This window comes from Pseudomonas sp. BN606, assembly GCF_029873115.1.
Lineage (GTDB): Bacteria > Pseudomonadota > Gammaproteobacteria > Pseudomonadales > Pseudomonadaceae > Metapseudomonas.
On the sequence record NZ_SSOF01000075.1, the window covers coordinates 22,059 to 48,752 of the forward strand.

At 62.7% G+C, this 26,694-nt stretch carries 24 protein-coding genes; 14 read left to right on the forward strand and 10 right to left on the reverse strand.

Annotated features, from left to right (window positions below):
- The first annotated feature begins 200 nt into the window (after positions 1-200).
- A complete protein-coding gene (locus tag E8E75_RS17270; RefSeq protein ID WP_153921985.1) occupies positions 201-794 on the forward strand; it encodes a hypothetical protein in 594 nt (197 codons plus the stop codon).
- A 407-nt stretch (positions 795-1,201) separates the two neighbouring features.
- Here E8E75_RS17270 and E8E75_RS17275 read toward each other — a convergent pair whose 3' ends face one another.
- From E8E75_RS17275 to E8E75_RS17285, 3 genes are all read right to left on the reverse strand, one after another.
- On the reverse strand, positions 1,202-2,173 hold the full coding sequence (locus E8E75_RS17275) for a GTP-binding protein (protein ID WP_120650920.1): 972 nt from the start codon (positions 2,171-2,173) through the stop codon (positions 1,202-1,204).
- A gap of 46 nt (positions 2,174-2,219) precedes the next feature.
- Positions 2,220-3,956, reverse strand: a complete 1,737-nt coding sequence (locus E8E75_RS17280) for an amidohydrolase (RefSeq protein ID WP_280359465.1) — start codon at positions 3,954-3,956, stop codon at positions 2,220-2,222.
- Between the two features lie 115 nt (positions 3,957-4,071).
- Positions 4,072-5,655, reverse strand: a complete 1,584-nt coding sequence (locus E8E75_RS17285) for an amidohydrolase (RefSeq protein WP_153921979.1) — start codon at positions 5,653-5,655, stop codon at positions 4,072-4,074.
- Between the two features lie 154 nt (positions 5,656-5,809).
- On the opposite strand from E8E75_RS17285, the gene E8E75_RS17290 reads away from it, so the two are divergent.
- From E8E75_RS17290 to E8E75_RS17310, 5 genes are all read left to right on the forward strand, one after another.
- The gene (locus tag E8E75_RS17290; protein ID WP_280359466.1) at positions 5,810-6,715 is read left to right on the forward strand and encodes a LysR substrate-binding domain-containing protein; all 906 of its coding nucleotides are present in this window, start codon (positions 5,810-5,812) and stop codon (positions 6,713-6,715) included.
- 199 nt (positions 6,716-6,914) lie between these two features.
- Positions 6,915-8,006 carry an ABC transporter ATP-binding protein gene (locus tag E8E75_RS17295; RefSeq protein ID WP_280359467.1) on the forward strand — a complete coding sequence of 364 codons (1,092 nt, stop codon included), beginning with the start codon at positions 6,915-6,917 and terminating at the stop codon, positions 8,004-8,006.
- Positions 8,007-8,094: 88 nt separating this feature from the next.
- Entirely contained in the window at positions 8,095-9,210 is a 1,116-nt protein-coding gene (locus E8E75_RS17300) for an ABC transporter substrate-binding protein (protein WP_153921973.1), read from the forward strand.
- A 10-nt stretch (positions 9,211-9,220) separates the two neighbouring features.
- Positions 9,221-10,057, forward strand: a complete 837-nt coding sequence (locus tag E8E75_RS17305) for an ABC transporter permease (protein ID WP_153921970.1) — start codon at positions 9,221-9,223, stop codon at positions 10,055-10,057.
- 8 nt (positions 10,058-10,065) lie between these two features.
- On the forward strand, positions 10,066-10,911 hold the full coding sequence (locus E8E75_RS17310; protein WP_153921967.1) for an ABC transporter permease: 846 nt from the start codon (positions 10,066-10,068) through the stop codon (positions 10,909-10,911).
- A 245-nt stretch (positions 10,912-11,156) separates the two neighbouring features.
- Here the strand turns inward: E8E75_RS17310 and E8E75_RS17315 are convergent, their stop codons facing one another.
- Positions 11,157-11,909, reverse strand: coding sequence for a class II aldolase/adducin family protein (locus tag E8E75_RS17315; protein ID WP_280359610.1), 753 nt, complete (start codon positions 11,907-11,909; stop codon positions 11,157-11,159).
- A 93-nt stretch (positions 11,910-12,002) separates the two neighbouring features.
- Here E8E75_RS17315 and E8E75_RS17320 point away from each other — a divergent pair, with 93 nt between their 5' ends.
- A complete protein-coding gene (locus E8E75_RS17320) occupies positions 12,003-12,893 on the forward strand; it encodes a LysR substrate-binding domain-containing protein (RefSeq protein WP_256673291.1) in 891 nt (296 codons plus the stop codon).
- A 110-nt stretch (positions 12,894-13,003) separates the two neighbouring features.
- Here E8E75_RS17320 and E8E75_RS17325 read toward each other — a convergent pair whose 3' ends face one another.
- The 4 genes from E8E75_RS17325 to E8E75_RS17340 form a co-directional block, all read right to left on the reverse strand.
- Positions 13,004-14,029 (reverse strand): LacI family DNA-binding transcriptional regulator, encoded by a 1,026-nt coding sequence (locus E8E75_RS17325; protein WP_153921961.1) that lies wholly within the window; start codon positions 14,027-14,029, stop codon positions 13,004-13,006.
- 183 nt (positions 14,030-14,212) lie between these two features.
- Positions 14,213-15,823 (reverse strand): 5-guanidino-2-oxopentanoate decarboxylase, encoded by a 1,611-nt coding sequence (locus tag E8E75_RS17330; RefSeq protein WP_153921958.1) that lies wholly within the window; start codon positions 15,821-15,823, stop codon positions 14,213-14,215.
- Between the two features lie 239 nt (positions 15,824-16,062).
- Positions 16,063-17,643 carry a threonine ammonia-lyase, biosynthetic gene (ilvA, locus tag E8E75_RS17335; protein ID WP_280359468.1) on the reverse strand — a complete coding sequence of 527 codons (1,581 nt, stop codon included), beginning with the start codon at positions 17,641-17,643 and terminating at the stop codon, positions 16,063-16,065.
- Positions 17,644-17,878: 235 nt separating this feature from the next.
- Positions 17,879-18,073: a hypothetical protein gene (locus E8E75_RS17340; RefSeq protein ID WP_120650907.1), complete on the reverse strand. Its 195-nt coding sequence runs from the start codon at positions 18,071-18,073 to the stop codon at positions 17,879-17,881.
- A 157-nt stretch (positions 18,074-18,230) separates the two neighbouring features.
- On the opposite strand from E8E75_RS17340, the gene E8E75_RS17345 reads away from it, so the two are divergent.
- The 3 genes from E8E75_RS17345 (at position 18,231) to E8E75_RS17355 (ending at position 20,965) form a co-directional block, all read left to right on the forward strand.
- On the forward strand, positions 18,231-19,409 hold the full coding sequence (locus E8E75_RS17345) for an MltA domain-containing protein (RefSeq protein ID WP_280359469.1): 1,179 nt from the start codon (positions 18,231-18,233) through the stop codon (positions 19,407-19,409).
- The gene (locus E8E75_RS17350; RefSeq protein ID WP_120650905.1) at positions 19,406-19,912 is read left to right on the forward strand and encodes an N-acetyltransferase; all 507 of its coding nucleotides are present in this window, start codon (positions 19,406-19,408) and stop codon (positions 19,910-19,912) included. The genes E8E75_RS17345 and E8E75_RS17350 overlap by 4 nt, the downstream gene beginning before the upstream one ends.
- Before the next feature lie 75 nt (positions 19,913-19,987).
- The gene (locus tag E8E75_RS17355) at positions 19,988-20,965 is read left to right on the forward strand and encodes a sensor domain-containing diguanylate cyclase (RefSeq protein WP_120650904.1); all 978 of its coding nucleotides are present in this window, start codon (positions 19,988-19,990) and stop codon (positions 20,963-20,965) included.
- 286 nt (positions 20,966-21,251) lie between these two features.
- Here the strand turns inward: E8E75_RS17355 and E8E75_RS17360 are convergent, their stop codons facing one another.
- Positions 21,252-21,389 (reverse strand): hypothetical protein, encoded by a 138-nt coding sequence (locus E8E75_RS17360; RefSeq protein ID WP_153921951.1) that lies wholly within the window; start codon positions 21,387-21,389, stop codon positions 21,252-21,254.
- A gap of 235 nt (positions 21,390-21,624) precedes the next feature.
- Between E8E75_RS17360 and E8E75_RS17365 the strand changes: the two genes are divergently transcribed.
- The 4 genes from E8E75_RS17365 to E8E75_RS17380 all read left to right on the forward strand — a co-directional run bounded on the left by E8E75_RS17365 (position 21,625) and on the right by E8E75_RS17380 (position 25,847).
- Positions 21,625-23,523 carry a potassium transporter Kup gene (locus E8E75_RS17365; RefSeq protein ID WP_280359470.1) on the forward strand — a complete coding sequence of 633 codons (1,899 nt, stop codon included), beginning with the start codon at positions 21,625-21,627 and terminating at the stop codon, positions 23,521-23,523.
- Between the two features lie 315 nt (positions 23,524-23,838).
- Positions 23,839-24,825, forward strand: coding sequence for a fimbrial protein (locus E8E75_RS17370; protein ID WP_162945808.1), 987 nt, complete (start codon positions 23,839-23,841; stop codon positions 24,823-24,825).
- 230 nt (positions 24,826-25,055) lie between these two features.
- Positions 25,056-25,217 carry a hypothetical protein gene (locus E8E75_RS17375; RefSeq protein ID WP_162945807.1) on the forward strand — a complete coding sequence of 54 codons (162 nt, stop codon included), beginning with the start codon at positions 25,056-25,058 and terminating at the stop codon, positions 25,215-25,217.
- A gap of 3 nt (positions 25,218-25,220) precedes the next feature.
- A complete protein-coding gene (locus E8E75_RS17380; RefSeq protein ID WP_120650901.1) occupies positions 25,221-25,847 on the forward strand; it encodes an XRE family transcriptional regulator in 627 nt (208 codons plus the stop codon).
- Positions 25,848-26,046: 199 nt separating this feature from the next.
- Here E8E75_RS17380 and E8E75_RS17385 read toward each other — a convergent pair whose 3' ends face one another.
- Positions 26,047-26,550, reverse strand: a complete 504-nt coding sequence (locus E8E75_RS17385; RefSeq protein WP_280359471.1) for a hypothetical protein — start codon at positions 26,548-26,550, stop codon at positions 26,047-26,049.
- Positions 26,551-26,694: the final 144 nt, after the last annotated feature.

Here is a 26,694-nt window from a genome sequence, read left to right on the forward strand (position 1 = left end):
TCCATCCCATAGAAAACGCCTTTCCATCTTGCGCAACTGCGCTCCTAATTAACACCTACCTTATTGTTTTTAATGGTACTCACATAACTATCATTAGCATCGATGGCAACCATCACGCAGGATCACTTCTTCATCGAAATCACATCAGTAACATGGGCCCCGTAGACGAATTCCAACCCCTCCTCACCAAGGTGCCCAAAATGAAAAAGCAAATCCTCGCCAGCCTGTTCATCGCCAGCCTGTCCGCCACTGCTTTTGCCCTGCCGCAGGGTGCCGTTGTCGCTGAAGGGGGTTCCGACCGCACCACCATCAACCGTGTAGCCGAAGGCGGTGCTGATCGCACTGGTGCCAACCGCATCGCGGAGAACGGTTCTGATCGTTCCCAGTCCCTGCGAGTTGCTGAAGGTGGCTCTGATCGCACCAAAGGCTTCGACGTTGCCGAAGGCGGCTCCGACCGCACCAAGGGCTTCGACGTTGCCGAAGGCGGCTCCGACCGCACCAAGGGCTTCGACGTTGCCGAAGGCGGCTCCGACCGCACCAAAGGCTTCGACGTAGCTGAAGGCGGTTCCGACCGCACCAAAGGCTTCGACGTAGCCGAAGGTGGCTCTGACCGCACCAAAGGCTTCGACGTAGCCGAAGGTGGCTCTGACCGCACCAAAGGTTTCGACGTAGCCGAAGGCGGCTCTGACCGCACCAAAGGCTTCGACGTTGCCGAAGGCGGCTCCGACCGCACCAAAGGCTTCGACGTAGCCGAAGGCGGTGCCGACCGCACTGGTGCCAACCGCATCAGCTGATCCCGGAGCACAGTTCAGAGGCAGGCAATCACGATGTATGCAGTTCCTCGAAAGGCAGAAGGCGCCACATGTGGCGCCTTCAGTCTTTCTGGGGGGCGGAAAGCTAGTTTTCAGGTAAGCGCCGCCGCCCTTGTAGGGGCGAATCCAACCCCGCGCGCAAGGCTGACCTCTTCAGCTCGGTCTGGACCGCAGGGTGCGCTTAGCGCACCGATTTCAGGATCAGCTTCGACGCCACGTCAAACCGACGGTGCGCACGGAGCACCCCACCGGATTGGGATCATCCTTCTAGCCCGCGGATTCGAATCGTCACAGGAAGAGCCGACGACTCATGACCACCTCCACAGGACGTGGTCTCGCAAGTTCAAATGAATTCACCCCACATACGGTCATCCCAATGACGGATGAAGTCAGGCCACACACTTCCCGAACGCCGCTTGCATCGACGCCGTGTCGATGCTCCCTCGCTTACCGATGAAGACCAGTTGCGTGTAGGGCTCCCGGCCCTCCCAACCCGATTCCGGCAGGATTTCGCTGCGGCTTCCCACCAGATGCAGGATGCAACGCTTGCCCGGCGCTTCGGCGATCTGACAAACCCCCTTGGCGCGGTAGATATCCGCCGGCAGGGCCGAGAGTGCCTGACGCAAGGCTTTGAGCGACATGGGCCGCTCGCTGGCGAAGCTCCAGGTCTCGAAGATCACCGAGTGATCCTCTTCTTTCACGGCCGCTACCACCGGGGCCGAAGCTACGGCAGCTGGACGGAAGCTCCACCCTGCCTTGAAGCGCCCAACCCCCAGTACCAGTTCCAGCGGCACTTCGCCGTACTGACTCTCCAGCACCCGGGCATTAGGGTAAAACCAGCGGGCTTTGAGCGCGTCAATCTGCTCGCGACCAACCCGGTCCACCTTGTTCACCACGATGATGTCCGCCACATCCAGCTGCTCCATTGCCAGTTGGGCCATGGCGCCGTCCAGCTGCCCGAACTGCTCGGCATCGACCACCGTCAGAATGCTGTCGATGGCCAGCGCTTCGCGGAACTGCGGGTAACGCAGCGTATTGGCGATCTTGCTCGGATTGGATACCCCGCTCGCCTCGATGACGATGTACTCCGGCCGATTGGCGCGGTCGTCCAGCAGGCGCCCGAGCTGCTCGATCAAGTCGCTTTCCACGGTGCAGCAGATACAGCCGTTGGCGAGGCTGACCATGGTCTGAGTCTGACTGACGATCAGTTGACTATCGATATTGATGGCACCGAAGTCGTTGACCATCACAGCCATGCGCAGACCGTGATCACTGGTGAGGATGCGGTTCAGCAAGGTGGTCTTTCCGGCGCCGAGAAAGCCGGAAACTATGGTCACGGGGATAGGATTGCGTTTACTCATCGTCCTGCCTCTTGGCCGTCGGCCGGGATTCTCCCGGCCTTGCACATCAGAAATTCGGCAACTCGCCACGCCAGGTGGCGGCGTAGCTGGTTTCGTCGAACTCGCCATGTCGGTCCCAGGTCACTTCGCCTTCCAGCAGAGTCAGCTGCACCTGGGTGTTGTGGATGTTGCCCTTGGGCGTTACCTCGAACAGGTTGCGATCGAGCACGATGAGGTCGGCGGACTTGCCCACCTCGATGGAGCCGGCCTTGTTTTCGATCCCCATGCACCAGGCACCATTGAGTGTCATCACGCGAATGGCCTGCTCCAGGCTGATGGGGCTGCCATAGAACTGTCCCTCTTCCTCGCCGTAGGGATTCTCGCGAGTGACCATGGCCTCGAAGCCGATCCAGGGATTGATGCTGGAGACTGGCCAGTCGGTACCCATCACGGCCACCCCGCCGTGCTCCAGCACACCCTTGAAGTTGTAGGCGCGCTGCATGCGGTCTTCGCCGAACACGGCACGGGCGTTGGCGAAGGACGACGGGAACCAGCCCACCGGCGAGAACTCCGCCGTTACCTGCAGCTCGGCGAAGCGCGGCAGGTTGGCATCCAGCAGCGTGGTGCTGTGGGCGCACTGATGGCGCACGCCAGTGTCGCCGTTACGCCGACGCGCTTCGGCTACGGCATCGAGGAACAGGTCGGAGGCGCCGTCGCCGGTGCAATGGGCGATCACGCGGATGCCCTTGCGATCCATGTCCACCACCATGTCAGTGATGTGCTCCGGCGTCAGATTGAGGTGACCGCGCCAGCTGCTTTCGCCCGGCCAGGCGCTGGACAGGTAGGACGAGCGCGACTCGTGGGTGCCGTCGAAGTGGAACTTCACCGCATTGGCATTGAGCCGCGCACTTCTATAGAAGTGCCGCTCGCCGGCCAGCAGCTCCCAACGGCGCTTCACCGGGAAGATATCGTCCTGCCAACTGATGGCGGCTTCCACGCGGACTGAAAGCTCGCCGACCTGGTCGATGGATTTCAGCGCATTGAGGCGGTGTTCGCAGACGTGCACGTACTTGGTGCCGACCACGCCATGACCGCTCTGGAACCAGACGCCTTCGCGGTACGCACGCTTGAGCGCGTGCTGGGGAGTCGGCGGCATGGCGGCATGAATCAGTGCGTAGGCGCCGTCGACCAGGATGCCGGTGGGCTCACCCGTCACGCTGTCGCGCTCGATGTAGCCATGACGCGGGTCCAGGGTATTGGCGTCGATACCGGCCAGCTCCAATGCTCTGGAGTTGACCATCATGCAGCCCCAGGAACGATCGAGGATGGCCACCGGACGATCCGGCAGGACGCTGTCCAGCCATTCGCGATCTGGCACCAGGCCGGCCTGCTTGAAGGTGTAACGGACAAAATACTGGCCGTAGACCCAGCCATCGCCAGGATGGGCAGCGGCGTAGTCGAGAATGGCCTGCTTGACCTGCTCCGGTGTCGGGTCCTCGACACCCACTTCCAGATACCCCGCGTAGCCCGGCGCCAGTTTCAGGTCCGGATGGGTATGCATGTCGTAGATGCCGGGCATGGCGAAGCGGCCTTTCAAGTCGAGGACCTGGGTATGGGCGCCGATCAGGCCATCCATCTCGGCGCTGGAGCCGACCGCGACGAATCGCCCGCCGCGAATGGCCACCGCTTCGGCCCAGGAGTTGGACTCGTCCACGGTGTAGATGCGGCCGTTGGTCAGCAGCAGGTCGGCAGCGCCGGAAGGACCTGGAACGTTACTGGAGCGGTAATCGGTGGGGGTACCCATGGCAGTGACACCTTCTTCGGAATAAGCGCGGGCTTTCCACCCGTCTTGGCAGAGTCAGTCTTGAATCGTTGGAATCGTCAGGGCTGCAAGCCTGAATGGCAGGCTCGCCGCCGCTTCATTCGTCGTCGCGCGCGGGAATCCACCATTCCTCACCGCGCACGGTGCGGATGTACTCCGGCCAGCGATAGCGATGGGGAGCCTGGAAATCCTTCGGCAGCAGCGGTGCCTGCCAGCGACTGCCACCGATACCCCCACCGGTGCGCTCGACGAATTCGGCGCGGGCGGCAGCCAGCAGGTCCGGACGGGTCAACAGGTCCACCAGGGTCGCTGCGATGGTCTTGGCCGCTACGTGGATCATCGGGTCGATGGTCTGGCGGATGCCGCCCAGGGCGTTGGCCACCCAATCGGGATAGGTGTAGCCAGCCGGCGCCGAAAGCATCGGTCGTGCTACGAGCAGGCGCACGGTCGGGCAATGCCAGGTGTATTCCGGGTAGTCGTCTGAGGTCAGGTGCTTCTGCCATGCGGGCATCTGCAGGCGCATCTGGCGTTCGCACTCCTGCGGCTCGATCAATTCCTCGGTAGCCGGCAGGAAGGGCTTTTCCATCGGTTCCAGGCCGAGATTGGCCTGGATTTCCTGGGCGATCTCGATGGCTTCATTGCCCCAGCTCGGCGCGCCGACCAGCGCCAGGTTGTCGTAGGTGGCCTGGGCCATCACATGGTTGGGCAGACCACCACGGGACTTGCACACCCAGGTTTTCTTCCACTGGCACCCGGTGGCCATCGCGGTGGCGGCAGCGTTGTTGTCCATCACCTGGGAAATGGTCTCGGCCTGCTCGATGGAGTCGCAGCGCAGCAGGTACTGGATCTGCGAAATGTGCGGCGGCAGGTTGTCCGCGGTCGCCTGGCCTGCGGTGAGGATGGCCTCGTTGTAGCTCCACAGGCCGGTGAACGGCAGGGTCGAGCGACGCAGGCTCTCGTTCAGGGTGTAGAAGTGCACCAGCGCATCGTTGGCACCCGGTGCACGAGCCGCCAGGTGGTTCTGCGGAATCGGGCTGTACTTGTCCGAGGCGATCCAGTTCTGCGGCTCATCGCAGGTGAAGGTGTAGATGTAGGCGTAGGCGATGCCGCAATGGGTATCCCATGTGGTGGTGTTGTTCAGCGGCAGCATGTAGGTGGGGTGGAAGCTGATGGCCGCGTCGATGTCGTCGTAATAGCCCTTGGCGGCATGCACCGGCTTGGAGGCGCGCAGCTTTTCCGCCGGCTCGCCGAAGAACCTCAGGGTGCCCTGGATGCCGTGCTCCAGCATCGCCGCCTTGGCCGCCAGCAGGCCACCGAGAGCGCTGATGCCCAGCGCCGAGTGCGGGTCCGTATGGCCGGGGGCAAAACGCGACAGGCCGTCGCGCGGCATCTTGCGGGTCGTTGCAGCCTGGCAATTGCCGGGCACGGCGTCGTATTCGCCGTACGTGGCCAGTACCGGGCCTTCACCGTTCTTGAAGGTGGCGCAGAACGCCGTGGGCATGCCACCGCTTCCCTCTTCCACCTCGAAGCCTTCCTTGCGCAGCAATTCCACATACCATGCGCAGGACTTGTACTCACGGAACGCGGGTTCGGCGTAATGCCAGATGACCTGGTGCCAATCGGACAGCGTCTTGTGCTGCTGCGCCACCCATTCCAGGGCGAATTGCTTGGGCTCGTGCATGAAGGGGATTCCTTGATGGTATGACCGGGCCCGTCCGTGCAGGGCCAGCGGTGGGCTGGCCCTAGTATTGTTGAGTCGAGCGATACAACAATCGATTTATTTCGCCACTAATGTTTAGATATTTTCACCCAACATCCAGAATTCCGGAGCCACCATGCGCTTCCCCTCGATGACCGCCCTCCGTGCCCTGGACGCCGTCGCCCGCCTGGGCAGCGTGTCCGCCGCCGCCCATGAGCTGAACCTGACCCGCAGCGCCATCAGCCACCAGATCAGCAGCCTGGAGGAGAGCCTGGGGTTCCTTCTGACCGAACGTATCGGTCGCGGCATCGGCCTCACCTACCGGGGCGAGCGCTATGCCCGGGAGGTGCACCGCATCCTGTCGAACCTGGAAGAAGCCAGCCGACGCCTGGATGACCAGGAAATCTCCGGGCGCCTCTGCGTCAGTTGCAACCCCGGTTTCGCCACCTACTGGCTGTGCCACCACATCGGCGGCTTCCTGCGCGAGTACCCGCAAATCCAGTTGCAGCTGATCTCGCCGCGCACGCCGGACCACGTTGGCAACACCAACGTCGACCTCTTCATCGCCTATGGCATTGGCGACTGGCCGGACATGTCAGTGGAGCAGATCGTCGCCCTGCGCTTCTTCCCGGTATGCAGTCCACGCCTGATCAACGCCCTGGGCGGCCTGAAAATCCCCCAGGAACTGGCCGGATTCCCGCTGCTGCACATGAGCGACTACAGCGACTGGCGGGTCTGGCTCGCCGCCGCTGGCGCATCGAGCGTGGATGCCGGCACCGGCATCGTCTTCTCCGATGCGCATTGCGCGCAGTCCGCCTGCATTGCCGCACAGGGCGTGGGCATGGGCGATAACCTTATCAGCGGCGACGCCATGGCCCGTGGCCTGCTGGTCCGCCCGTTCGAGATCGCCATCGACTCCCATCGAGGCTATTACCTGGTGGCCGACCCGCAGAAGGCCGAACGCCCCGCCGTACAAGCCTTCAGCAACTGGGTGAAGACCCAACTGCAAGCCTCGACCCAACTGTGGTCAGATCATCGCTGAAAGCTGTGGGGGCGAATTCATTCGCGAATGAATTCGCCCCCACATTCAGTGCTTTCCATCCCCTTTCAAATGTCCAAAAAAACTAAACATTAATGGAGAAATAATTCCATTGATGTAGCGCTGCCTTTGACAATAATGGCCAAAACGCCCAATCCGGGACCCATTTGCGAGTCCCAGCACAACAAGGGGAGTCACCAGAGTGCCAAGCAGTCAGGCCATCCAGCTCAGCGCCCAGGGGATCAGGAAACAGTACGGACATTTCACCGCCCTGGACGGCATCGACCTGGACATTCGCCAGGGTGAGTTCCTCACCCTCCTCGGCCCGTCGGGTTCAGGCAAGACCACCCTCCTGATGATCCTCGCCGGCTTCCTGGAAGCCAGCGCCGGCAAACTCATGGAAAACGGCGAAGACATCAGCCGTCGTCCGGCCGAGAAACGCAACTTCGGCATGGTGTTCCAGGGCTACGCCCTGTTCCCGCACATGTCGGTAGAGGACAACGTCGCCTATCCGCTGCGCATTCGCGGTGTGAAGGCAGAAGAACGCCAACGTCGCGTCAAACACATCCTCGAAGTGGTGGGCCTCGGCGCGCACATGAAGAAGAAGCCGGCGGAGCTTTCCGGTGGCCAGCAACAGCGTGTCGCCATCGCCCGCGCGCTGGTATTCGAACCGGACCTGCTGCTGCTGGACGAGCCCCTCTCCGCGCTGGACAAGAACCTGCGCGAACAGCTCCAGGCCGAGCTGCAACGGATCCATCGCCAAGTGGGTACAAGCTTCGTGTTCGTCACTCACGACCAGGGCGAAGCGCTGGCCCTTTCCACTCGCATCGCCATCTTCAACCAGGGCCGGCTGGCCCAGGTCGACAGCCCGGAAGACATCTACGATCGGCCCAATAGCCGCTTCGTTGCCGAATTCCTCGGAAAGATGAACCTCTTCCCCCTGGCGGACCTGACCCGCAACGGCACCAATGCCAGCGGCCGCTGCGGCGACAACCACCTGCACGCCGCAGCTCCACAGGCATTGGGCGATCAACCGAAGCTGCTGGCGGTACGCCCCGAGCACATGGACCTGCACATCGAGCGTCCCGAGCTCACCGGTCACAACATCGTCGCCGCGCACCTCACCGAGAAGGTCTACCAGGGCGCCAGTACTCACCTCGCCCTGAAGCTCGGCCAGGACGCCCCGGCCATCAACCTGGCGGTACCCGGCAACCATCCCGGCGCGCAGTTGGCCAGTGGCACCCCGGTATGGCTGAGCTGGCCGGTACAGCGCAGCTTCCTGCTGGATGCCTGACCGACCGAATCGCCACTTTTTCCCACTGCGCTTCCCTACAACAACAATCGGCCGCGCCCATATGGGCGGGCCACGCGAGGAATTGCCCATGAGCCAGGAACATCAGCGCGACTGCATCGAAGTCCTCATCGAGAAAGCCCGTGGCGGGCAGATCAACCGCCGCACCTTCATCCAGGCAATGGGCCTGCTGGCAGCCGCGCCGCTCGCCATGCGCAGCGGTATCAGCTGGGCCGACGACGGCAAGCCGCTGGTAGTCGTCAACTGGGGGGGTGATGCGCTGGACGCCTTCCGCCGCGCCTGGACCGACAGCTTCAGCCAGAGCACCGGCATCCAGGTCCGTATCGACGGCGCCGGCCCGACCGAAGGCGCCATCCGCTCGCAGCTGGCCAGTGGCAAGCCGAGCTGGGACGTTGTGGACGTGGACAGCTACAGCGCCATGACCCTCGGCCGCGACAAGATCCTCCAGCCGCTGGACTACAGCGTCATCCAGCGTGGCCAGGTCGCCCCCGCCCTGTCCCACGACCATGGCATCGCCGGCTACCTGTTCAGCTACGTGATGGCCTGGGACAGCGAGCAGTTCGGAGATCAGGGCCCAGCGAGCTGGGCCGATTTCTGGAACGTGGATAAATTCCCCGGCAAGCGCACTCTCTACAAGTGGATGAACGGCATGCTCGAGGCCGCGCTACTGGCCGACGGCGTCCCCGCTGAACAGCTCTACCCGCTGGATGTCCCGCGTGCCCTGCGCAAGATCGACGAGCTCAAGCCTCACGTCCTGTCGTTCTGGAGCTCCGGCGCGGAAAGCCAGCAGTTGATGATCGAAGGCGAAGTCTCGATGGGCGCCATCTGGAGCACTCGCGCCAAGCTGCTCGCCGAAGACAGCGAAGGTCGCATCCGCTGGGGCTATGACAATGCCTTCCTCAACGCCAGCAGCTGGGCCGTCCTGCAAGACAACCCGGCCGGCAGCCCGGAAGCCATGCGTTTCATCCAGCACGCGCTTCAGCCAGAAGGCCAACTCAAGCTCTTCGAACTGCTGGGCAACGGTCCGTCCAACAGCGCCACCCAGAAGCTGATGACGGCGGAGCAACGCGAAGCGGATTGCGCGTCCGAGGAAAACTTCAAGAAGCAGATCTTCCTCAACACCGAGTGGTATGCCGACAACTACGCCACCACCCTGGAACAGTACCTGACCCACCTTTCCAAGTGAGCCGCCGCGCATGAGCACAACCCACTCCGCCAACCTGGAGCGCAGCCTGCTGCTGATCCCTCTGCCCCTGTTGCTGGTGGTCTTCTACCTGCTGCCGTTCCTCGGCGTGGTGGGCTGGAGCTTCACCCTGCCGGAGCCCGGCATCGATCAGTACCAGCGCATCGCTACCGATCCCGCTATCCACGACATGCTCTGGCGTACGCTGCGCCTGTGCCTGACGGTCAGCACCCTGGCGCTGGTCATCGGCTACCTGCTGGCCTACTGCTGGGTGTTCAGCCCGCCGTTCTGGCAACGCATGGTGGAGATTTGCATCTTCATCCCGTTCTGGATTTCGGTGCTGGTACGGGCATTCGGCTGGCTCATCGCCCTGCGCAGCAACGGCGTGCTGAACGGCGGCCTGATGGGTCTCGGCCTGATCGACTCGCCGTTGCAGCTGACCCGCAACGAAACCGGCGTGGTTATCGGCATGCTCCATTTCATGGTGCCTTATGCCCTGTTCCCGCTGCTTTCCAGCATGCGCCAGCTCGATCAACGCGTTCTGCTGGCATCCCGCGGCCTCGGTGCCGGCGCGCTGCGAACCTTCTGGCAGGTGCTGCTGCCGCAGACCGTACCGGGCCTGCTGGGAGCCTTCATCATGGTCTTCGTGTTCTGCCTGGGCTTCTTCATCACCCCGGTGCTGCTGGGTGGTGGCCAGACCGTGATGATCGCCGAGTACGTCTTCCTGCAGATGTTCCAGACCAGCAACTGGGGTCTGGGTGCCGCACTCAGCGTGGTGTTGCTGGCCCTGGTCAGCGCCCTGATCTGGCTGCTGCTGCGTATCACCCGTGTCAACCGTCTGGTGGGCTGAGGTCAATCATGAATACACACAAAACGGGTCTTTCCACCCGCCTGCTCGCCACGGTGGCCATGGCTTTCATGCTGTTCCCGCTGCTGACGGTCATCCCGGTGTCGTTCACCAGCAAGCGCTACCTGTCGATGCCCAACGGCAACTGGTCGCTGCGCCACTACGAAGCCCTGCTGGGCAACCCGGAGTGGATGGCGAGCATCCTCCAGAGCCTCGGCATCGCGTTCGCCACCAGCCTGATCGCCACCGCCCTGGCAGTCAGCTTCAGCCTCGGCATCTGGTACCTGCGCTCGCGTCTGGCCACCGTGCTGATCGGCCTGGTATTACTGCCCATGGCGATTCCGCCGGTGATCTCGGCCCTGGTCCTGTACTTCATGGAAACCAACCTCGGGCGCATCGCTCCCGGCTTCGGCTACGACACCATTCCCGGCGTGATCATCGCCCACGTGGTGATGGTGGTGCCCTACGGCGTGGTGACCATGCTGGTCGCCCTGAGCCAGATCGACCGCCGCATCGAACTGGCCTCGCGCAACCTTGGTGCCAGCCTGATGCAGACTACCTTCCTGGTGGTGATGCCGAACCTCAAGCTCGGCATCGCCTCCACCGCCCTGCTCAGCTTTGCGCTGTCGTGGGAGGAAGTGGCAGTGACCCTGTTCATCACCAGCGTCGACGTCAACACCCTGCCCCGTCGCATCTGGGGTGGCCTGCGGGATAACGTCGACCCAAGCGTGGCAGCCATTTCCGTGCTGCTGATCGGGGTGACCCTGCTGGTACTTTGCGCACGACTGCTGTTGCAGTACCTGGCGGAGCGAAAGGCCAGGGAGGCGGCAACACGGACGGCGACCGCGCCGGCCTGATACGAAAAAGCCCGGACCATGTCCGGGCTTTTTTGTGTTGGGGATTCAGGCTGTAGGAGCGAGCTCTGCTCGCGAACCTGGGAGGTCGGAGCCGGCCTGCTAGTGGCCTCACCCCTACCCCTCTCCCTCAGGAGAGGGGTGATTCGCGCCGAGAACGCCATGCCATCCGGCAATCTCGAAACCCTGTGGGGGCGATTTCAATCGCTGAGCGAACCGCAGGTTCGCCCCCGCAGTGAAAAGCGCTATCAAACCCTGAACGACGAATCGATCCGATCCAGCCGGCGCAGCTCCGCCTGCCATACCAGGTCCACGCTCTCCAGGTGGTAGCGGTCGTTGTTCAGCTGGCGTGCGGTGAACTCACAGGCGTCGTGATCGGGAATGATCAGCGGCCGGCCCGTTTTCATCGCTTCAAGCTGAATCTCGCAGGCCTGGTTCAGGTAATACATGAGGAAGTAGGCCTCGGCGACGCTGCGGCCGACCGTGAGCAAACCATGGTTACGCAGGATCAGGGCCTTGCTGCTGCCCAAGGCAGCGACGATGCGGCCGCGCACTTCCAGGTCCAGCGGCACACCCTCGTAGTCGTAGTAGGCGACCCGATCGTAGAAGGTCATGTTGGTCTGGTTCAGCGGCAGCAGGCCCTCCTCCAGCGCCGCAACCGCCATGCCAGCCATGGTGTGGGTGTGCATCACGCAGACGGCGTCATGACGGTTCATGTGGACCGCGCTGTGAATGGTGAAACCCGCCGGGTTCACTTCCGGCGCATTGGCTTGGAGCTTGTTGCCGTCGACATCGATCGCCATCAGGTTGGACGCGCTGACCTCCTCCGGACGCAGGCCGTACTGGTTGATCAGGAATGCCGGATCGTCTCCTGGAAGGCGTACCGAGATATGGGTGAAGACCTGGTCGCTCCAGCCATTGAGGTCCAGGAGGCGGTAGGCGGCGGCAAGATCGGTACGCAATTGTTGTTCTGTAGTGCTCATCGGTTCCCCGTAGGCTATCTGGTTGTCGAGGCAGGCAGACTAGGGCCGCTTGTTGGCCAGGAGATATCGATTTATCCTCCTCGAGCTCATTCCATTTCGTAATGAACCACCATGCGCCGACACCTGCCCAGCATGATTTCCCTCACCTGCTTCGCTGCCTTTGCCCGGCACATGAGCGTCACCCGCGCAGCGGAGGAACTCAGCCTGACCCAGGGCGCCGTCAGCCGGCAGATCAAGAACCTCGAAGAAATGCTCGGCCGTCCCTTGGTGGAGAAAGTTCGCCAGCGGCTGTTGCTGACCGAGGACGGCCGTCGCTACGTGGAAGAGATAAGCCCGTTGCTGGACCAGCTGGAAGCCGCCACCCAACGCGTCAGCGCCAACCGCTCCGGTCGCCTGCGAATCGGTGCCGAGCCCTCCCTCACCACCCGCTGGCTCCTGCCGAGACTGAAGGCGTATGGGCAGTTGCATCCCGAGATCGAACTGCAGGTGATGAACGACCTGCACCGTCTCTATGAACAACTGGAAGGCTTCGACCTGGCCGTGCTTTTCGGCGACGGCAACTGGCCGGGGTACGAGGCCCATCTGTTGATGGGGGGCGAGATGGTGGCGGTGTGCACCCCGGAACTGTTTGAACGCCATGGCCCGGTAAACGAACGGCGGGACATCCTGCGCTATCCCCTGCTCCATCACAGCGCCCTTGCGGATCAAGGCAAGTCTTCCACCCAGCTCTGGCTGCAAAGTGCCGGCCTGTCGCCGAAAGAGATCGACGCCCTGCCCGGCCAACGCCTGGAGCACTTCCAGTTCGTCCTCGATGCTGCCGTGCACAGCCTGGGCATCACGGTGCTGCCGCGCTACTTCGTTGTCCCGGAAGTGGAAGCTGGCCGGCTAGTGATCGCCAGCACCGAACCACTGCACCGTGGCGACTACTACCTCGTAGTGCCAGCGGGTTGCCGGGATTCCAAGGTCAGGGAATTTGAGCGGTGGCTGCAGGCGAAGGACTGACCAGGCGCTTTTGGTGGGAGCGAATTCATTCGCGAAAAGACTCCGCAGTGGCCACCCTGTCAGGTCTTTGACCTGCTTCGCGATTGAAATCGCTCCCACAGATGGGGGCATCAGACCCGTAGCGCTGTCGACTCCCGCGCCACCAATTCGCTGCCTACATCCACCAGCGCCTCCCACTCTTGTTCGCCAGCAATGCGCCGGCATAGCAGGTCCACAGTGGCGTTGGCCACCCGCTCGGCGGGAATCCGCACACTGGTGAGTGACGGCGTCGCCACGCGGGCAATGGGCAGGTCACCAAAGCCGCAGATGCCGAGTTGATCCGGCACTCGGATACCCAGCCGCTGACAGGTGAATAGCGCACCAATAGCGGGCATGTCGTTGGTGAAGAAGGCGCCATCGCACTCGATCTCGCCGCGAGCGAAGCGCTGGATTACATCCACGCCGTCGTCGATGTGCGGTACGGGCGATGTATTGAGCCGCAAAGGTTCCACACCGAGTCCGTCCTGCACGGCCTGGCGAAAACCGGCGAAGCGCAAGTTTTCGCGCTCATCGTCGTACCCGAAAAAGGCCGGCCTGCGGTAACCGCACTCCACCAGGTGACGCCCCGCCGCAGCGCCGGCGGCCCAGTTGGAGAAGCCCACCACCTGGCCCACGGGCTGGCGCGGCATTTCGCCCTCGGGCAGGTCCCAGAGTTCGATCACCGGAACATCGGTGGACTGGAGCAGCTCCAGTGTTTCCGGCGCGTGGTAGCCGTAGGCGAGAATCAGCCCGTCGAGTTGGCGCCCAAGGAAAGCGCGCAACAGCTTGCCTTCTTCTTCCTGGGAGAAGCGGGTTTCACCGATCAGCAGGTGGTAACCGGCCCGTGCCAACCCTTGCTGGAGGATCTCGATGGTGGCAGCGAGGATGGGATTGGTGATGGTGGTGATCAGCGCACCGATAATGCCGCTGCGTCGGGTCACCAACTGGCTGGCAGCCAGGTTGGGGACGTAACCCAGTTCGCGTACTGCCTGCTCGATCTTCTGCCGAGTCCGCTCGGAAACCATATCCGGCTTACTCAGCGCCCGCGACACCGTCATGCCGGATACCCCGGCCAATTGGGCGACGTCGTGCAGGGTGGGTTTGCTCTTGGTCGACATCCTGGCCTCTGGCGCCGTGTTCAGGGAGGCGCATTATCCCTGAACATTCCGTGTGGGAGCGATTTCAATCGCGAAGCAGGTCGAAGACCTGCCCAACAAATCCGGAGCGACGACATCGCCCTTTTTCGCGAATGAATTCGCTTCCACAACGCGGCCCCTCTACAAAGCAGGAACGGTCCTGGATCAGGCCAGGAACTCCGCGTGCTCCCACACTTCGATCACCGTCGGGCGATCGGCCTTGGCGGCGGACTTCAGCAGCTCGGCCAGATGCTCCAGGCTCTCGGCCTTCTCGGCATTGCAGCCGAAGGCACGGGCCAGACCCTGGAAGTCCGGGGTGTAGATGTCGACGCCTATGGTGGGAATGTCGCGGTTCTTCATGTAGCGCTTGATCTCGCCGTAGCCGCTGTTGTTCCACAGCAGCACGATGATCGGCGCGCCCGCCTCCACGGCCGAGGCCAGTTCCGGCAGGGTGAACTGGATGCCGCCGTCGCCGATCAGCGCGATAACCGGACGCTCGGGAGCGGCCAGCTTGGCACCGACAGCCGCCGGCAGGCCGTAGCCCAGCGTGCCGTAGCCAGTGGCGGAGTTGAACCAGCTGCGCGGACGGGTCGCCTCGAACAGGTGGTTGCCGGAGTAGACCGGCTGGGTCGAGTCGCCTGCCACGATGAGGTCCGGCAGGGTCTGCTGCAGGGTTTCCAGAACCTTGCGCTGGCCGTTCCAGCTTTCCGGCCACTGCGCGTCCAGTTGCTCGCGCACGGCAGCTGCACGCTTCGAACCGGCACTCTCGGCATGGAAAGCAGCCTTCGCGCCCAGCGCATCGGCCAGGGCAGCCATTGCCTTGCGAGAGTCGCTGAGGATGGCGATGTCGGCCGGGTAGTTACGGTTCAGTTGCTCGGCGTCGATGTCGATGCGAATCAGCTGGCTCTCGATCCGGAAGTTACCGTCGAACACCACGTCATAGTCGGTCTCGCCAAGCTCGGTGCCGATGGCCAGCACCACGTCGGACTCCAGCACCATCTGGCGCACCGGCACCCAGGCCTGGTTGCAGCCCAGCGCCAGCGGATGGCCCTTGGGCAGCACGCCCTTGGCGTTGATGGTGTAGGCGGTAGGCGCATCCAGTGCTTCGACCAGGCGCTGTGCTTCAGCGCCGGCGTCGGCGCAACCGCCACCCAGCAGTACCAGCGGACGCTTGGCGCCCTTGAGCATTTCGGCTGCGCGGGCGATGGCGTCCAGGCAAGGACCGGGGCGGCTCGGCAGAGCGCCCAGCTTGCGGCGTACGTGGTCGGCTGGGGCCGTGATCACGTCGATCGGAATCTCGATGTGCACAGGGCGCGGACGCGCACCATTGAATACGGCGAAGGCGCGAGTCAGTACGTCCGGCAGCTCGTCGGGGCGCATCAGGGTGTGGCTGAAGGCGGCAACGCCAGAAACCAGGTTGCGCTGGGACGGCAGCTCGTGAAGACGGCCGCCGCCCATGCCCAGCTGCTCGGTGTTGTTGACGCTGGAAATCACCAGCATCGGGATGGAATCGGCGTAGGCCTGGCCCATGGCAGTGGTGATGTTGGTCATCCCCGGGCCAGTGATGATGAAGCACACGCCCGGCTTGCCGGACACGCGGGCGTAACCGTCGGCCATGAAGCCTGCGCCCTGCTCGTGGCGCGGGGTCACGTGACGGATAGCGGTATTGGGCAGGCCGCGATACAGCTCTACCGTGTGTACGCCAGGGATACCGAACACGGTATCCACGCCAAAGCCTTCCAGCAGCTCAACCAGCAGTTCTCCGCAGGTCAACATGGGCAGTCCTCCAAAGGATCGGTCAACGAATGGGGCGCACTCTAACACCAGATTGTTAGCGTTAACATCGCTTTTGTCGGAATTGTCCGACGAGGTTGAACGGGAGGGTTTGATTCGCATGTGGGAGCGATTTCAATCGCGATCGGTCAGCGACGCTGCCGTGCAGCTATGCAGCGGGCCTGAGACCGGCATTCGCGAATGAAATCGCTCCCACAAAGACACCAGGATCAGCCGCGGTCTCAGCCCAGGAACAGCTTGCAGGCCGGGTTGTCGCTCTCTTCCCAGTACGGATAACCGATCTCGTCCAACGCCTCGAAGATCAGGTGGTTCTCATCCTCCGGCACTTGCAGACCGGCCAGCACACGACCGTCGGCGGCGCCGTGGTTGCGGTAGTGGAACAGCGTGATGTTCCAGCGCCCGCCCAGCTTATTGAGGAAGTTGAACAGGGCGCCCGGACGCTCGGGGAACTCGAAGCGGAACAGCCGCTCTTCGCCGATGTATGCGGCGCGGCCGCCAACCATGTGGCGCACATGCATCTTTGCCACTTCGTTCTCTGTGAGGTCGAGTACCGGGAAGCCCTGGTCCTGCAGGCTCGCCACGAGTGCCGCGCGAGGATCGGAAACCGGATGGGTCTGCACGCCGACGAAGATGTGTGCCTCGTCTCCCGAGTTGTAGCGATAGTTGAACTCGGTGATCTGGCGCCTGCCCAGTGCCTCGCAGAACGCCTTGAACGCACCGGGTCGCTCCGGCAGGGTCACGGCGATGATGGCTTCGCGCTTTTCCCCCAGCTCGGCGCGTTCGGCCACATGGCGCAGGCGGTCGAAGTTGACGTTGGCGCCCGAATCGATGGCCGCCAGGGTCTGCCCGCTGGCGCCCTCGCGCTCCACATACTTCTTGATCCCGGCCACGGCCAGCGCGCCGGCGGGTTCGGTGATGGAGCGGGTGTCATCGTAGATGTCCTTGATCGCCGCGCAGATCTCGTCCGCGCTCACCGTCAGCACCTCATCGACGAAGTGCCGGCAGACCTCGAAGTTATGCGCGCCGATCTGGGCCACCGCCACACCATCGGCGAACAGCCCCACCTGGTTGAGCACGACCCTCTCCCCGGCAGCCATGGCGGCCTGCAGGCAATTGGAATCCTCCGGTTCGACGCCAATCACCTTCACCTCGGGTCGCAGGTATTTCACATAGGCGGCGATGCCGGCGATCAAACTGCCGCCGCCGACAGGCACGAAGATGGCGTCCAGGCGGCCGGCGTGCTGGCGGAGGATTTCCATGGCCACGGTGCCCTGGCCGGCGATCACGTCCGGATCGTCATAGGGCGGCACGAAAGTCAGGCCCCGCTCCTCCGCCAGCTTCAGCGCATGGGCCAGGGCGTCGGGAAAGGCATCACCATGCAGCACCACCTTGCCGCCACGAGAGCGCACGCCCTGCACTTTCAGCTCGGGCGTGGTGCGCGGCATCACAATGGTCGCCTTCACACCCAGCTCCCGCGCCGCCAGGGCCAGGCCCTGTGCATGGTTGCCCGCCGAGGCTGCGATCACACCACGCGCGCGCTCTTCATCGCTCAACTGCACCACGCGGTTGTAGGCGCCACGGATCTTGAAGGAATACACCGGCTGCAGGTCTTCGCGCTTGAGCAGCACCTGGTTGCCGAGGCGCTCACTCAGTTGCCGTGCGGGCTGCAGGGGCGTTTCGATGGCCACGTCGTACACCGGCGCGGCGAGGATCTTGCGCACGTAGTGCTTGAGCAGGCTTTCGCGCGCATCCAGCGGACGCTCGGTGAGACGTTCGGCGGGTTGGGTGGTGAAGGTGGTCATGCTGGGCTCCTGGTTTCGATCTTGGCGCCCAGGAGACAGAAGGAAAAAACCCGCCTCGAGGGCGGGTTTTTTGTTTGGTCGTCGGCTAACCCGCCACTGCTGGAATGGCGGTAATAATCGCGGGGCCGGACAACCAAGGGAATTGCGTCATGGCGGGCAATCTAGAGGCCCGCAGTCCTGCAGGTCAAGCAGAAAATGCACTCGTGGCAAAAGGAAGATTCCTACAACTGCACAGTCAGGAGACTTGATCACGAACCATCCGCAGCTCCGCCGCGTCCTGGTTCATTCGCTGGATCACATTGAACAGCTGCTCTTTCAACACGGCGTCACCTATGCGGTCGGCCGCGCGCATTACGGCCAAGGCAGCGTCCTCGTTGTTCATCGCCACGGCGTCCAGGGTTTTGCGGAAGTTTCTAACGGTACGGGTCACGCCAAGGAGCTCCAGAAAAACTGCATGCACCCTATTAGATGAATATTTCTTTTTGATTTCAGTGGCTTGGATCAATGCTTCGGTCCGCCCAATTTGACGTTGCCATCGCCATTCACCAAGCTACCGGCCTCGATTCTCCCATCAGGAACATCACGACGTGATCGCCCCTCTCTACCGTCCGGGCCGGCTGGCGCTGTGCGTCGCCGCCCTGCTCTCCCTGCTCGCTGGTTGCGACAAGGAACCCACCAAGCCCGAACCGCCCAAGGTCGATACCTACACCAAGGCCAGTTGGGAAGAACTCCCTACCAGCAGCGACGCCGACGTGATCGCCGGTTTCACCGCCTGGCGTTCGGCCTGCGCACGTCTGGCCAAGGACCCGGTCTGGTCCGCCACCTGCAGCAGCGCCGCGCAGGTGCCGGATGATCCAGCCGCTATTCGCGCCTGGCTGAAGACGCAGCTGGAGGTCTACAGCCTGCGCAGTTCGCGCAACAGCCCGCAGGGTCTGATCACTGGCTACTACGAACCGGTCTACGCCGGCAGCCTGGAGCAGAGCGAGCAGACGCCCGTTCCCGTCTACGGGATTCCCGAAGACATGATCGTGGTCGCCCTCGACAGCCTCTACCCGGAACTCAAGGGCAAGCGCCTGCGCGGCCGCCTGGAAGGCCGCGTGCTCAAGCCCTATGACGATGCCGCGACCATCCGCACCCAGGGCGTCAAGGCGCCTGTGCTCGCCTGGCTGACCGACCCGATGGACCTGCAGTTCCTGCAGATCCAGGGCTCCGGACGCATCCAACTGGAGAGCGGGCGCCAACTGCGCATCGGTTATGCCGACCAGAATGGCCATCCCTATCGCCCGGTGGGCCGCTGGCTGGTGGAACAAGGCCAGTTGAAGCAGGAAGACGTCAGCATGGGCAGGATTCGCGACTGGGCGAAAGCCAACCCGCAGCGGGTGCCGGAACTGCTGGCGAGTAACCCGAGCTTCGTGTTCTTCGGCCTCAACCCCGACAGCAACGAAGGCCCGCGCGGATCGCTCAACGTGCCGCTTACCGCCGGCTACAGCGTGGCCATCGACCGTAAGGTGATCCCGCTCGGCAGCCTGCTCTGGCTCTCCACCACCCGGCCCGACGGCAGCCCGGTGATCCGTCCGGTCGCCGCCCAGGACACCGGCGGCGCGATTGCTGGCGAAGTGCGCGCAGACCTGTTCTGGGGCACTGGCATGGAGGCCGGCGAGCTGGCCGGTAACATGAAACAACAAGGCCAGATCTGGTTGCTCTGGCCCAAGGGCATTCCTCTGCCCGGTTCACCCGCACCACAAGTCCAGGGAGGCAAATCATGAGCCTCGGCATCCGCGCGGAAGTACCCGCCGACATCCCGGCCATAGAGGCCCTGACTGCCGCTGCTTTCGCCACAGCCCCTCACAGCAGCGGTACTGAGCAGTTCATCGTCAACGCCTTGCGTCGTGCCGGGCAGTTGTCGATTTCCCTGGTTGCGGAAGACGCTGGAGAGATCGTTGGCCACGTAGCCCTGTCGCCGGTAGGCATTTCTTCCGGCGCGCCAAACTGGTACGGCCTGGGCCCGATCTCCGTGGCGCCGGCGCGCCAAGGCACTGGCATTGGTTCGCGACTCATGGGCGCGGCCCTGGCGGCCTTGCGCGAACTGGGGGCGCAAGGCTGCGTGCTGCTGGGCGACCCTGCCTATTACGGTCGCTTCGGCTTCGTCGTACGGCCGGGGCTGGTACTGCCCGGCGTGCCGGCGGAGTACTTCCAGGCCCTGTCCTTCAGCGGTGAGTGGCCAGTAGGTGAGGTCAGCTACCACGTGGCTTTCGAAGCCACTGCCTGACCGGCGTCCGATTCGGTATAAGAAGGCTTTGCGCAAGGGAAGGCGCCAACCGAGTCGGCCAGTACGGGGGCAGCCATGAGCGACGACATCGAATCCACCACCCAGGAGGTCTACAAGGCCTTGCTGGAGTCCACCCGGGCGATCCCCTGGAAGATCGACTGGAAGACCATGACCTTCGCCTACATCGGCCCGCAGATCGAAGCGCTGTTGGGCTGGAGCCAGTCGAGTTGGGTCTCGGTCAATGACTGGGCCGAACGCATGCACCCGGACGACCGTGATGCGGTCGTCGCCTTCTGCGTTTCACAGTCCCAGGCCGGCACCGATCACGAGGCTGACTACCGCGCGCTGACGACCACTGGCGACTACGTATGGATTCGCGACGTGGTGCATGTCATGCGCGACGCCGACGGTGAAGTGGAAGCACTGATCGGCTTCATGTTCGACATCAGCGAGCGGAAGAAGGCAGAGCAACAGCTGATCGACCTGCAGAAGCAGCTCGAAGAGTATTCCTACAAGGATGGCCTTACTGGCGTGGCCAACCGGCGCATGTTCGATTCGATGCTCGACGTGGAGTGGGCAAGTGCCCAACGCACCGGCGAGCCGTTGTCGCTGATCCTCCTCGATATCGACTACTTCAAGCAGTACAACGACCACTATGGCCATATCCAGGGCGATGACTGCCTGAAGAGCGTCGGCCGTGCGCTGATGAACGCTGCCATCCGCCCTCGTGACTTCGTCGCCCGCTTCGGCGGAGAAGAGTTCGTGCTGATCCTCCCGGGTACCGATGAACCCGCCGCTCGCCAGGTGGCCGAGCGCTGCCGCAAGCTGATCCGCGAGCAGTGCATACCCCACGAGAAATCCAGCATCGCCTCACTGCTCACCATCAGCCTGGGGGTCGGCACCGTGGTGCCCCGCCACGATGAGCAGCCCCTGCCCTTCATCCAGGCCGTCGACCGGTTGCTCTACAAGGCAAAGCAACGCGGCCGAAATCGCCTGGAGTCAGCCCACTGGATTAGTGCGGCAGTACCCGTCGAGCAGGGCGAAGGTCACTGACCTTCGCCCGGAGCGTCACATTGGGGTGCGCCGTATGCCCGGCAAACACGGACCATCGGAATCCGGGCGCTGCTTTCGGCCTGTACGGTCAAATGGCCGGCGCTAATGGCACACCGCCAGATGCAAAAACGATGCATTTTAAAGCTGCTCATCGTTCTTGAGCTTGGCCGTCACGGGATGAAGTGCCTGTTTGCGCCTTGGCACCGTGGCGGTCCTTTTTGAGCTTCCCCTGAGCGACGCGTCCCCCAAAAGCACAGCCCCTCCAAAGAGGGGCTGATTCGCCGCATCAGTGGAACCGTGGCCAGTGCCAGTGGTGGTGATCGAACCAATCCTTGACCAGAGGACGGTTGCCCCACAGCACCATGCCGATGCAGCCGAAGAACAGGCAACCGATGACGATCAGACCCAGTGCATTAACGCTCATCGCACACCTCCGCATCATTCGACCGACTACAGCATTCAGCATATAAGCCCCGGGATCACTCACAAGTGACGGGCGCCAGCCGGTCGGGCGCTGACTTTTTTACGCATTTTTTACGCCGCCGGCTGCGCCCACAACGGATACTTGCCGCCCCTTTTTGGCAGTTCGCCGCCATACCCGATCCGCACCAACGCCGTGACCCCGACGCCCTCCGCACCGAGCCCCCAGGAGTGATTCCATGAGTTCCAACGTCCTGGAGCAGCACACCCATGCTCGCCCTCATTCCTCGTTCGGCCTGCTCGTGGCCGCAGCCGGTGTGGTCTACGGCGACATCGGCACCAGCCCGCTGTACACCCTGAAAGAAGTATTCGCCGGCCATTACGGCGTACAGGTCAATCCCGAGGGGGTGTACGGCATCCTGTCCCTCGTACTCTGGTCGCTGCTCTGGGTGGTGTCGCTGAAGTACGTGATGTTCATGTTGCGCGCCGACAATGGCGGCGAAGGCGGCGTGATGGCCCTGACCGCACTGGCCCGCCGCGCCACGGCGGCCTACCCGAGACTGAGCAAATTGCTGGTGCTGCTGGGCCTGTTCGGTACGGCACTGTTCTACGGCGACAGCATGATCACCCCGGCCATCTCCGTGTTATCCGCAGTCGAAGGTCTGGATGTCGCCCTGCCGGGCCTGAGCCATTGGGTGGTGCCGGTGACCGTTGTACTGCTGATTGGCCTGTTCCTGATCCAGAAGCACGGTACGGCCCGCATCGGCATTCTCTTCGGCCCGGTAATGGTGGTCTGGTTCGTAGTGCTGGGCGTACTGGGCGTCTACGGCATCGTCCAACACCCCGAAGTGCTCCAGGCGATGAATCCCTGGTGGGCCTTGAACTTCTTCCTGGCCCATCCCGGCATTGGCGTGACCATCCTCGGTGCGGTGGTACTGGCCCTGACCGGCGCCGAAGCCCTGTACGCCGACATGGGGCATTTCGGCCGCAAGCCGATTGCCCGCGCCTGGTTCAGCCTGGTGCTGCCCGGCCTGGTGCTGAATTACTTCGGCCAGGGCGCCCTGTTGCTCGCCAACCCGGCGGCCGCCCGCAACCCCTTCTACCTGCTGGCCCCCGAATGGGCGCTGCTGCCCATGATCGGCCTCGCCACCCTGGCCACCGTCATCGCTTCTCAGGCCGTGATCTCCGGCGCCTTCTCGCTGAGCCAGCAAGCCATCCAGCTCGGCTACATCCCACGCATGCAGATCCAGCACACCTCGAGCGCAGCGCAGGGACAGATCTATATCGGCGTGGTGAACTGGGCGCTGATGACCTGCGTGGTGTTGCTGGTGATCGGCTTCGGCTCATCCGGCGCCCTCGCGGCAGCCTATGGCGTGGCCGTGACCACTACCATGCTGATCGACACCCTGCTGGTTTCGGCGGTGATGCTGCTGCTCTGGCGCGTGCCACGCTGGCTGGCAGTGCCTTTGCTACTGGGTTTCCTGATCGTCGACTCGCTGTTCTTCAGCGCCAACGTGCCGAAGATCTTCCAGGGCGGCGCCTTCCCGGTGATCGCCGGGGTGATCCTCTTCCTCCTGATGACCACCTGGAAAAGCGGCAAGCGCATCCTCATCGAGCGCCTCGACGAAACCGCCCTGCCCCTGCGTGGCTTCATCGACAGCATCTGCCTGCAGCCGCCGCACCGCGTCGAAGGTACTGCAGTGTTCCTCAGTGCCAGCCCCGACGCCGTGCCCCATGCACTGCTGCACAACCTGCTGCATAACCAGGTCCTGCATCAGCAAGTGGTGCTGCTGACCGTCGTGACTCGCGACACGCCGCGTATCGAGGATGGTCAACGCTTCGAAGTCACCCGCTACGACGGCGGCTTCTACCGGGTGCTGCTGCATTTCGGCTTCATGGAAGAGCCCAACGTCCCGGAAGCGCTGAGCACCTGTCGCCTGGAAGGCCTGGATTTCACGCCCATGCGCACGACCTACTTCCTCAGCCGCGAGACGGTGATTCCCACCAAGGGCCTGGGCATGTCGCTCTGGCGGGAAGGGTTGTTCGCCTTCCTGCACAAGAACGCCAACAGCAGCCTGCGCTACTTCCAGCTGCCCGTGAACCGAGTGATCGAACTGGGCACCCAGGTCGAGATCTGACCCCCGGCTGGCGCCACCGCTCCCTCCGGCGCCCCGGTTCCATCCAGTCCCATAGGCTTGGCCCGCAACAGGTCGAGCCTTTTCCACTTCGCCTCGCCAGGCGCTTCGACGCTCAAGGCCAATTAAAGGCTGCCCGACTGCCTACAGTGTGTTCGGACAATTTGCACAGACAGCGCACACGTCCTCGCCTTGTCCTCATTTCCCGTAACACAGAAAGTGATGCCCCGGAAATCTGGCGTTACTCACGGCCGTTCGCCCTCATGTGTTCGCGTGCGGCCATCGATGATCGAGAAATGGATTCAGGACAACCGGCCCATGCGCTACATCAGCAAACTCATTCTTCCAACGCTACTGTTGATACTCCTTCACCCTTCAACCAGCCTCGCAATGCTTTGTCAGGGAAACGGTGGAAGTTTTACGCTGCCCCGCGGACTGGCCGTAGGCGCCGACCTGGAGGATGGAACCATCGTCTGGGAATCCGAACCACTCAGCCGAAAAGTGTCCTGTCGGGCGGACGCCTTTGACCCTGGGGGCCTCGGCGACCAGATCCCCATTTCCATCTATGTGAATCCGAAAAGCCACAAAATCGATGGCGGCATTGAAGTAGGTATGCGTTTTGGCGGAAAGATATACACGCGCACGGGAGAGAAGATCCCTACCGGCGTTCAAACAGAAATGGTGTGCGGAATCGATGGAAAACCGGGGATGTGTGGGCGACATGCCAATTTCACCCTCGATTTCAGCCTTGTCGTGCTCAAGCGAGGCGTCTTTCCGCCGTCGGGCATGGCCACCCAAGTGGGGACATACACTGTATTCACTGTTGACCGTGATACTTCCCTGTCAGCCAGACAGTTGTTCATTCCTACTATCTACAACTTGCAGCTTGTGCGCTCTTCTGCCTGTACTCCCACACTCAGCCTCGTTCCCGATCACATCACCTTCCCCATGGTCCACGCCCGGGACGCACAACGGGGCAAGGTCGCCAGCGCCGTCGACTTCAACCTTGAAATATCCAGGACGTGCAGCAAGGACATATTTTCCAGTGAAGCCAAATTCACACCGGTCACCGCCACCGATGCCGCCGGCATGCTCGTTCCCGACGACAACCCCTCGGTCGGCATCTCCCTGGTAAGGCCCGATCACAGAACCACCGCCCCCCTCAACAAATGGTTCAGCCTGCACAGCGGCTCCTATCGGGAAGTCGTCAGGGTTCCCTTCCGGGCCGACCTGCTCTGGCGGGAAAACCGGCCCCAAATCGGCCCCTTCAGTGCAGGCGTCATCGTCGAGGTGACTCACTTCTGACTCGTCGAAACCACGATTCACTGAAACGACTGGAAGCCAGGGCCCACGCCCTGGCTTCTTCTTTTCGGATCAAGCAGTCACAGCCCCTGGGGCGCCGCACGCGCCAAACGAGTGTTCGCCTTTAAATATCCAAAACGAATTACCAAATAATAATTAAGTATTTATTGATCTAAGAAGACAAAAGCTAGTCTTGCTCCCGTAACCCTCAGGACTCCCCAAGGAGCTGCATCATGGACCGCACCGACAACGTCATCGACCTCGCCCGCTATCGCACGCGCCGTCAAGCGCGCCGCATGGCCGAGCTGATGTGGACGATGTACGCATGCCGGGCTGGTTACGGGGCTTTCCAGCTCATCCAGCAACAGAGGGAAAATGGCATTCGCGAGGCGTGAGTCATGGGTCATTCGCTACCTCTCGACGCCGTTGACCAGGTGTTGCTCTCGGCCACTGCCGTGGACGACCCAATCAGCCAGCGCGTCGCCAGCAACCTGTTGCGCCTGCGCGCCAAGCGCAACCTCTCGCTGGACGGTCTGGCCCGCGTTTCCGGCGTGAGCCGCGCCATGCTGGCGCAAATCGAATCCGGGCGCAGCGTTCCCTCGATCAAGGTGCTGTGCAAGATTGCCCAGGGTCTGAAGGTCTCTGTGGCCGCATTCCTGGATGACCGCGCATTCGACGGCGTCGCCGTACTACCGGCACGCCAGAGCAAGCGCCTGGTGAGCAGCGACGGCAGCTTCGTCAGCCGCGCGCTGTTTCCCTTCGATTGTTCGCGCCAGGTGGAATTCTATGAGTTGCGCCTTGCGGGACTGGCCACCGAGGACTCTCCCGGCCATGCCCCCGGCACCCAGGAAAACCTGGTCGTCGCCCAGGGCGTGCTGGAGATCAGCGTGAACGAGGAACGCTTCCTGCTCGCCACCGGCGATTCGATCCTGTTCTACGCCGACCAACCCCACGCCTACCGCAACCCCTCCAACAGCGAAGCGGTGGCCTACCTGGTTACCACCTACGCCGAGCGGCTCGACTGAGCCGCCCTTCTTCCCCACACACCCCCACAAGGGTGGATCACGCTTCACCGATCCACCATCAGTGCCATGCCGAACCACGATGGTGGACATGAAGAGCGATGCCCGCCCTACGACTGCCCTGCGTCGCGCCAAGACCTGACAAGCAGGCACAAAAAAAGCCCGGCGGGATTCCCGGCCGGGCTTTTTCACATCCTGCCAATCAGCAGGTGCAGCACATCATCGGCATGCCGTTGCAGCTCATCATCATGGGCATGCCGCACTCTGTCATTTTCATCATCAGGGCGCAGCAGTTCTTGAACATTTCCATGTTCATGCCCTGCATCGGCATCATCTTGCACATCATGGCGTCGCCCTGCGTCGAGCACTCCATCATGCACTTCATGGACGGCATGGGCATGCCCATCCCCATCATCGGCATCATGTTCAGCATCGGCATCATGGCCATGCCGGCCTGGGACATGCACATCATCGACATGTTGCCGCAGTGCATCATCATCGGCATGCCGCAGTTCATCATCATCGCCATCATTTCCGCGCTGTTGCGGAACATCGTCATGTCCATGCCCATGGCCGGCATCATCTTGCACATCATGCCGTCGTCCTGCATGTCGCACTGCATGGTGGCCATCATCATGGGCATGCCCATCATCGGCATCATGGTGTTGGCGGACATCGGCATTTGCATCTGCATGGCATTCATCATGGTGGCGCTCCCTCAAAGGATGGAATGTGTAACCGGAATGGGGCCGATTCTAGGGGTGCGAATCTGTCGGACAAGGTGACGAGGCAGCGTCGGCCGGACATGCCCGGCCGGCGTTTTCGCCATGGATTGCAGTGGCTGCTTTCG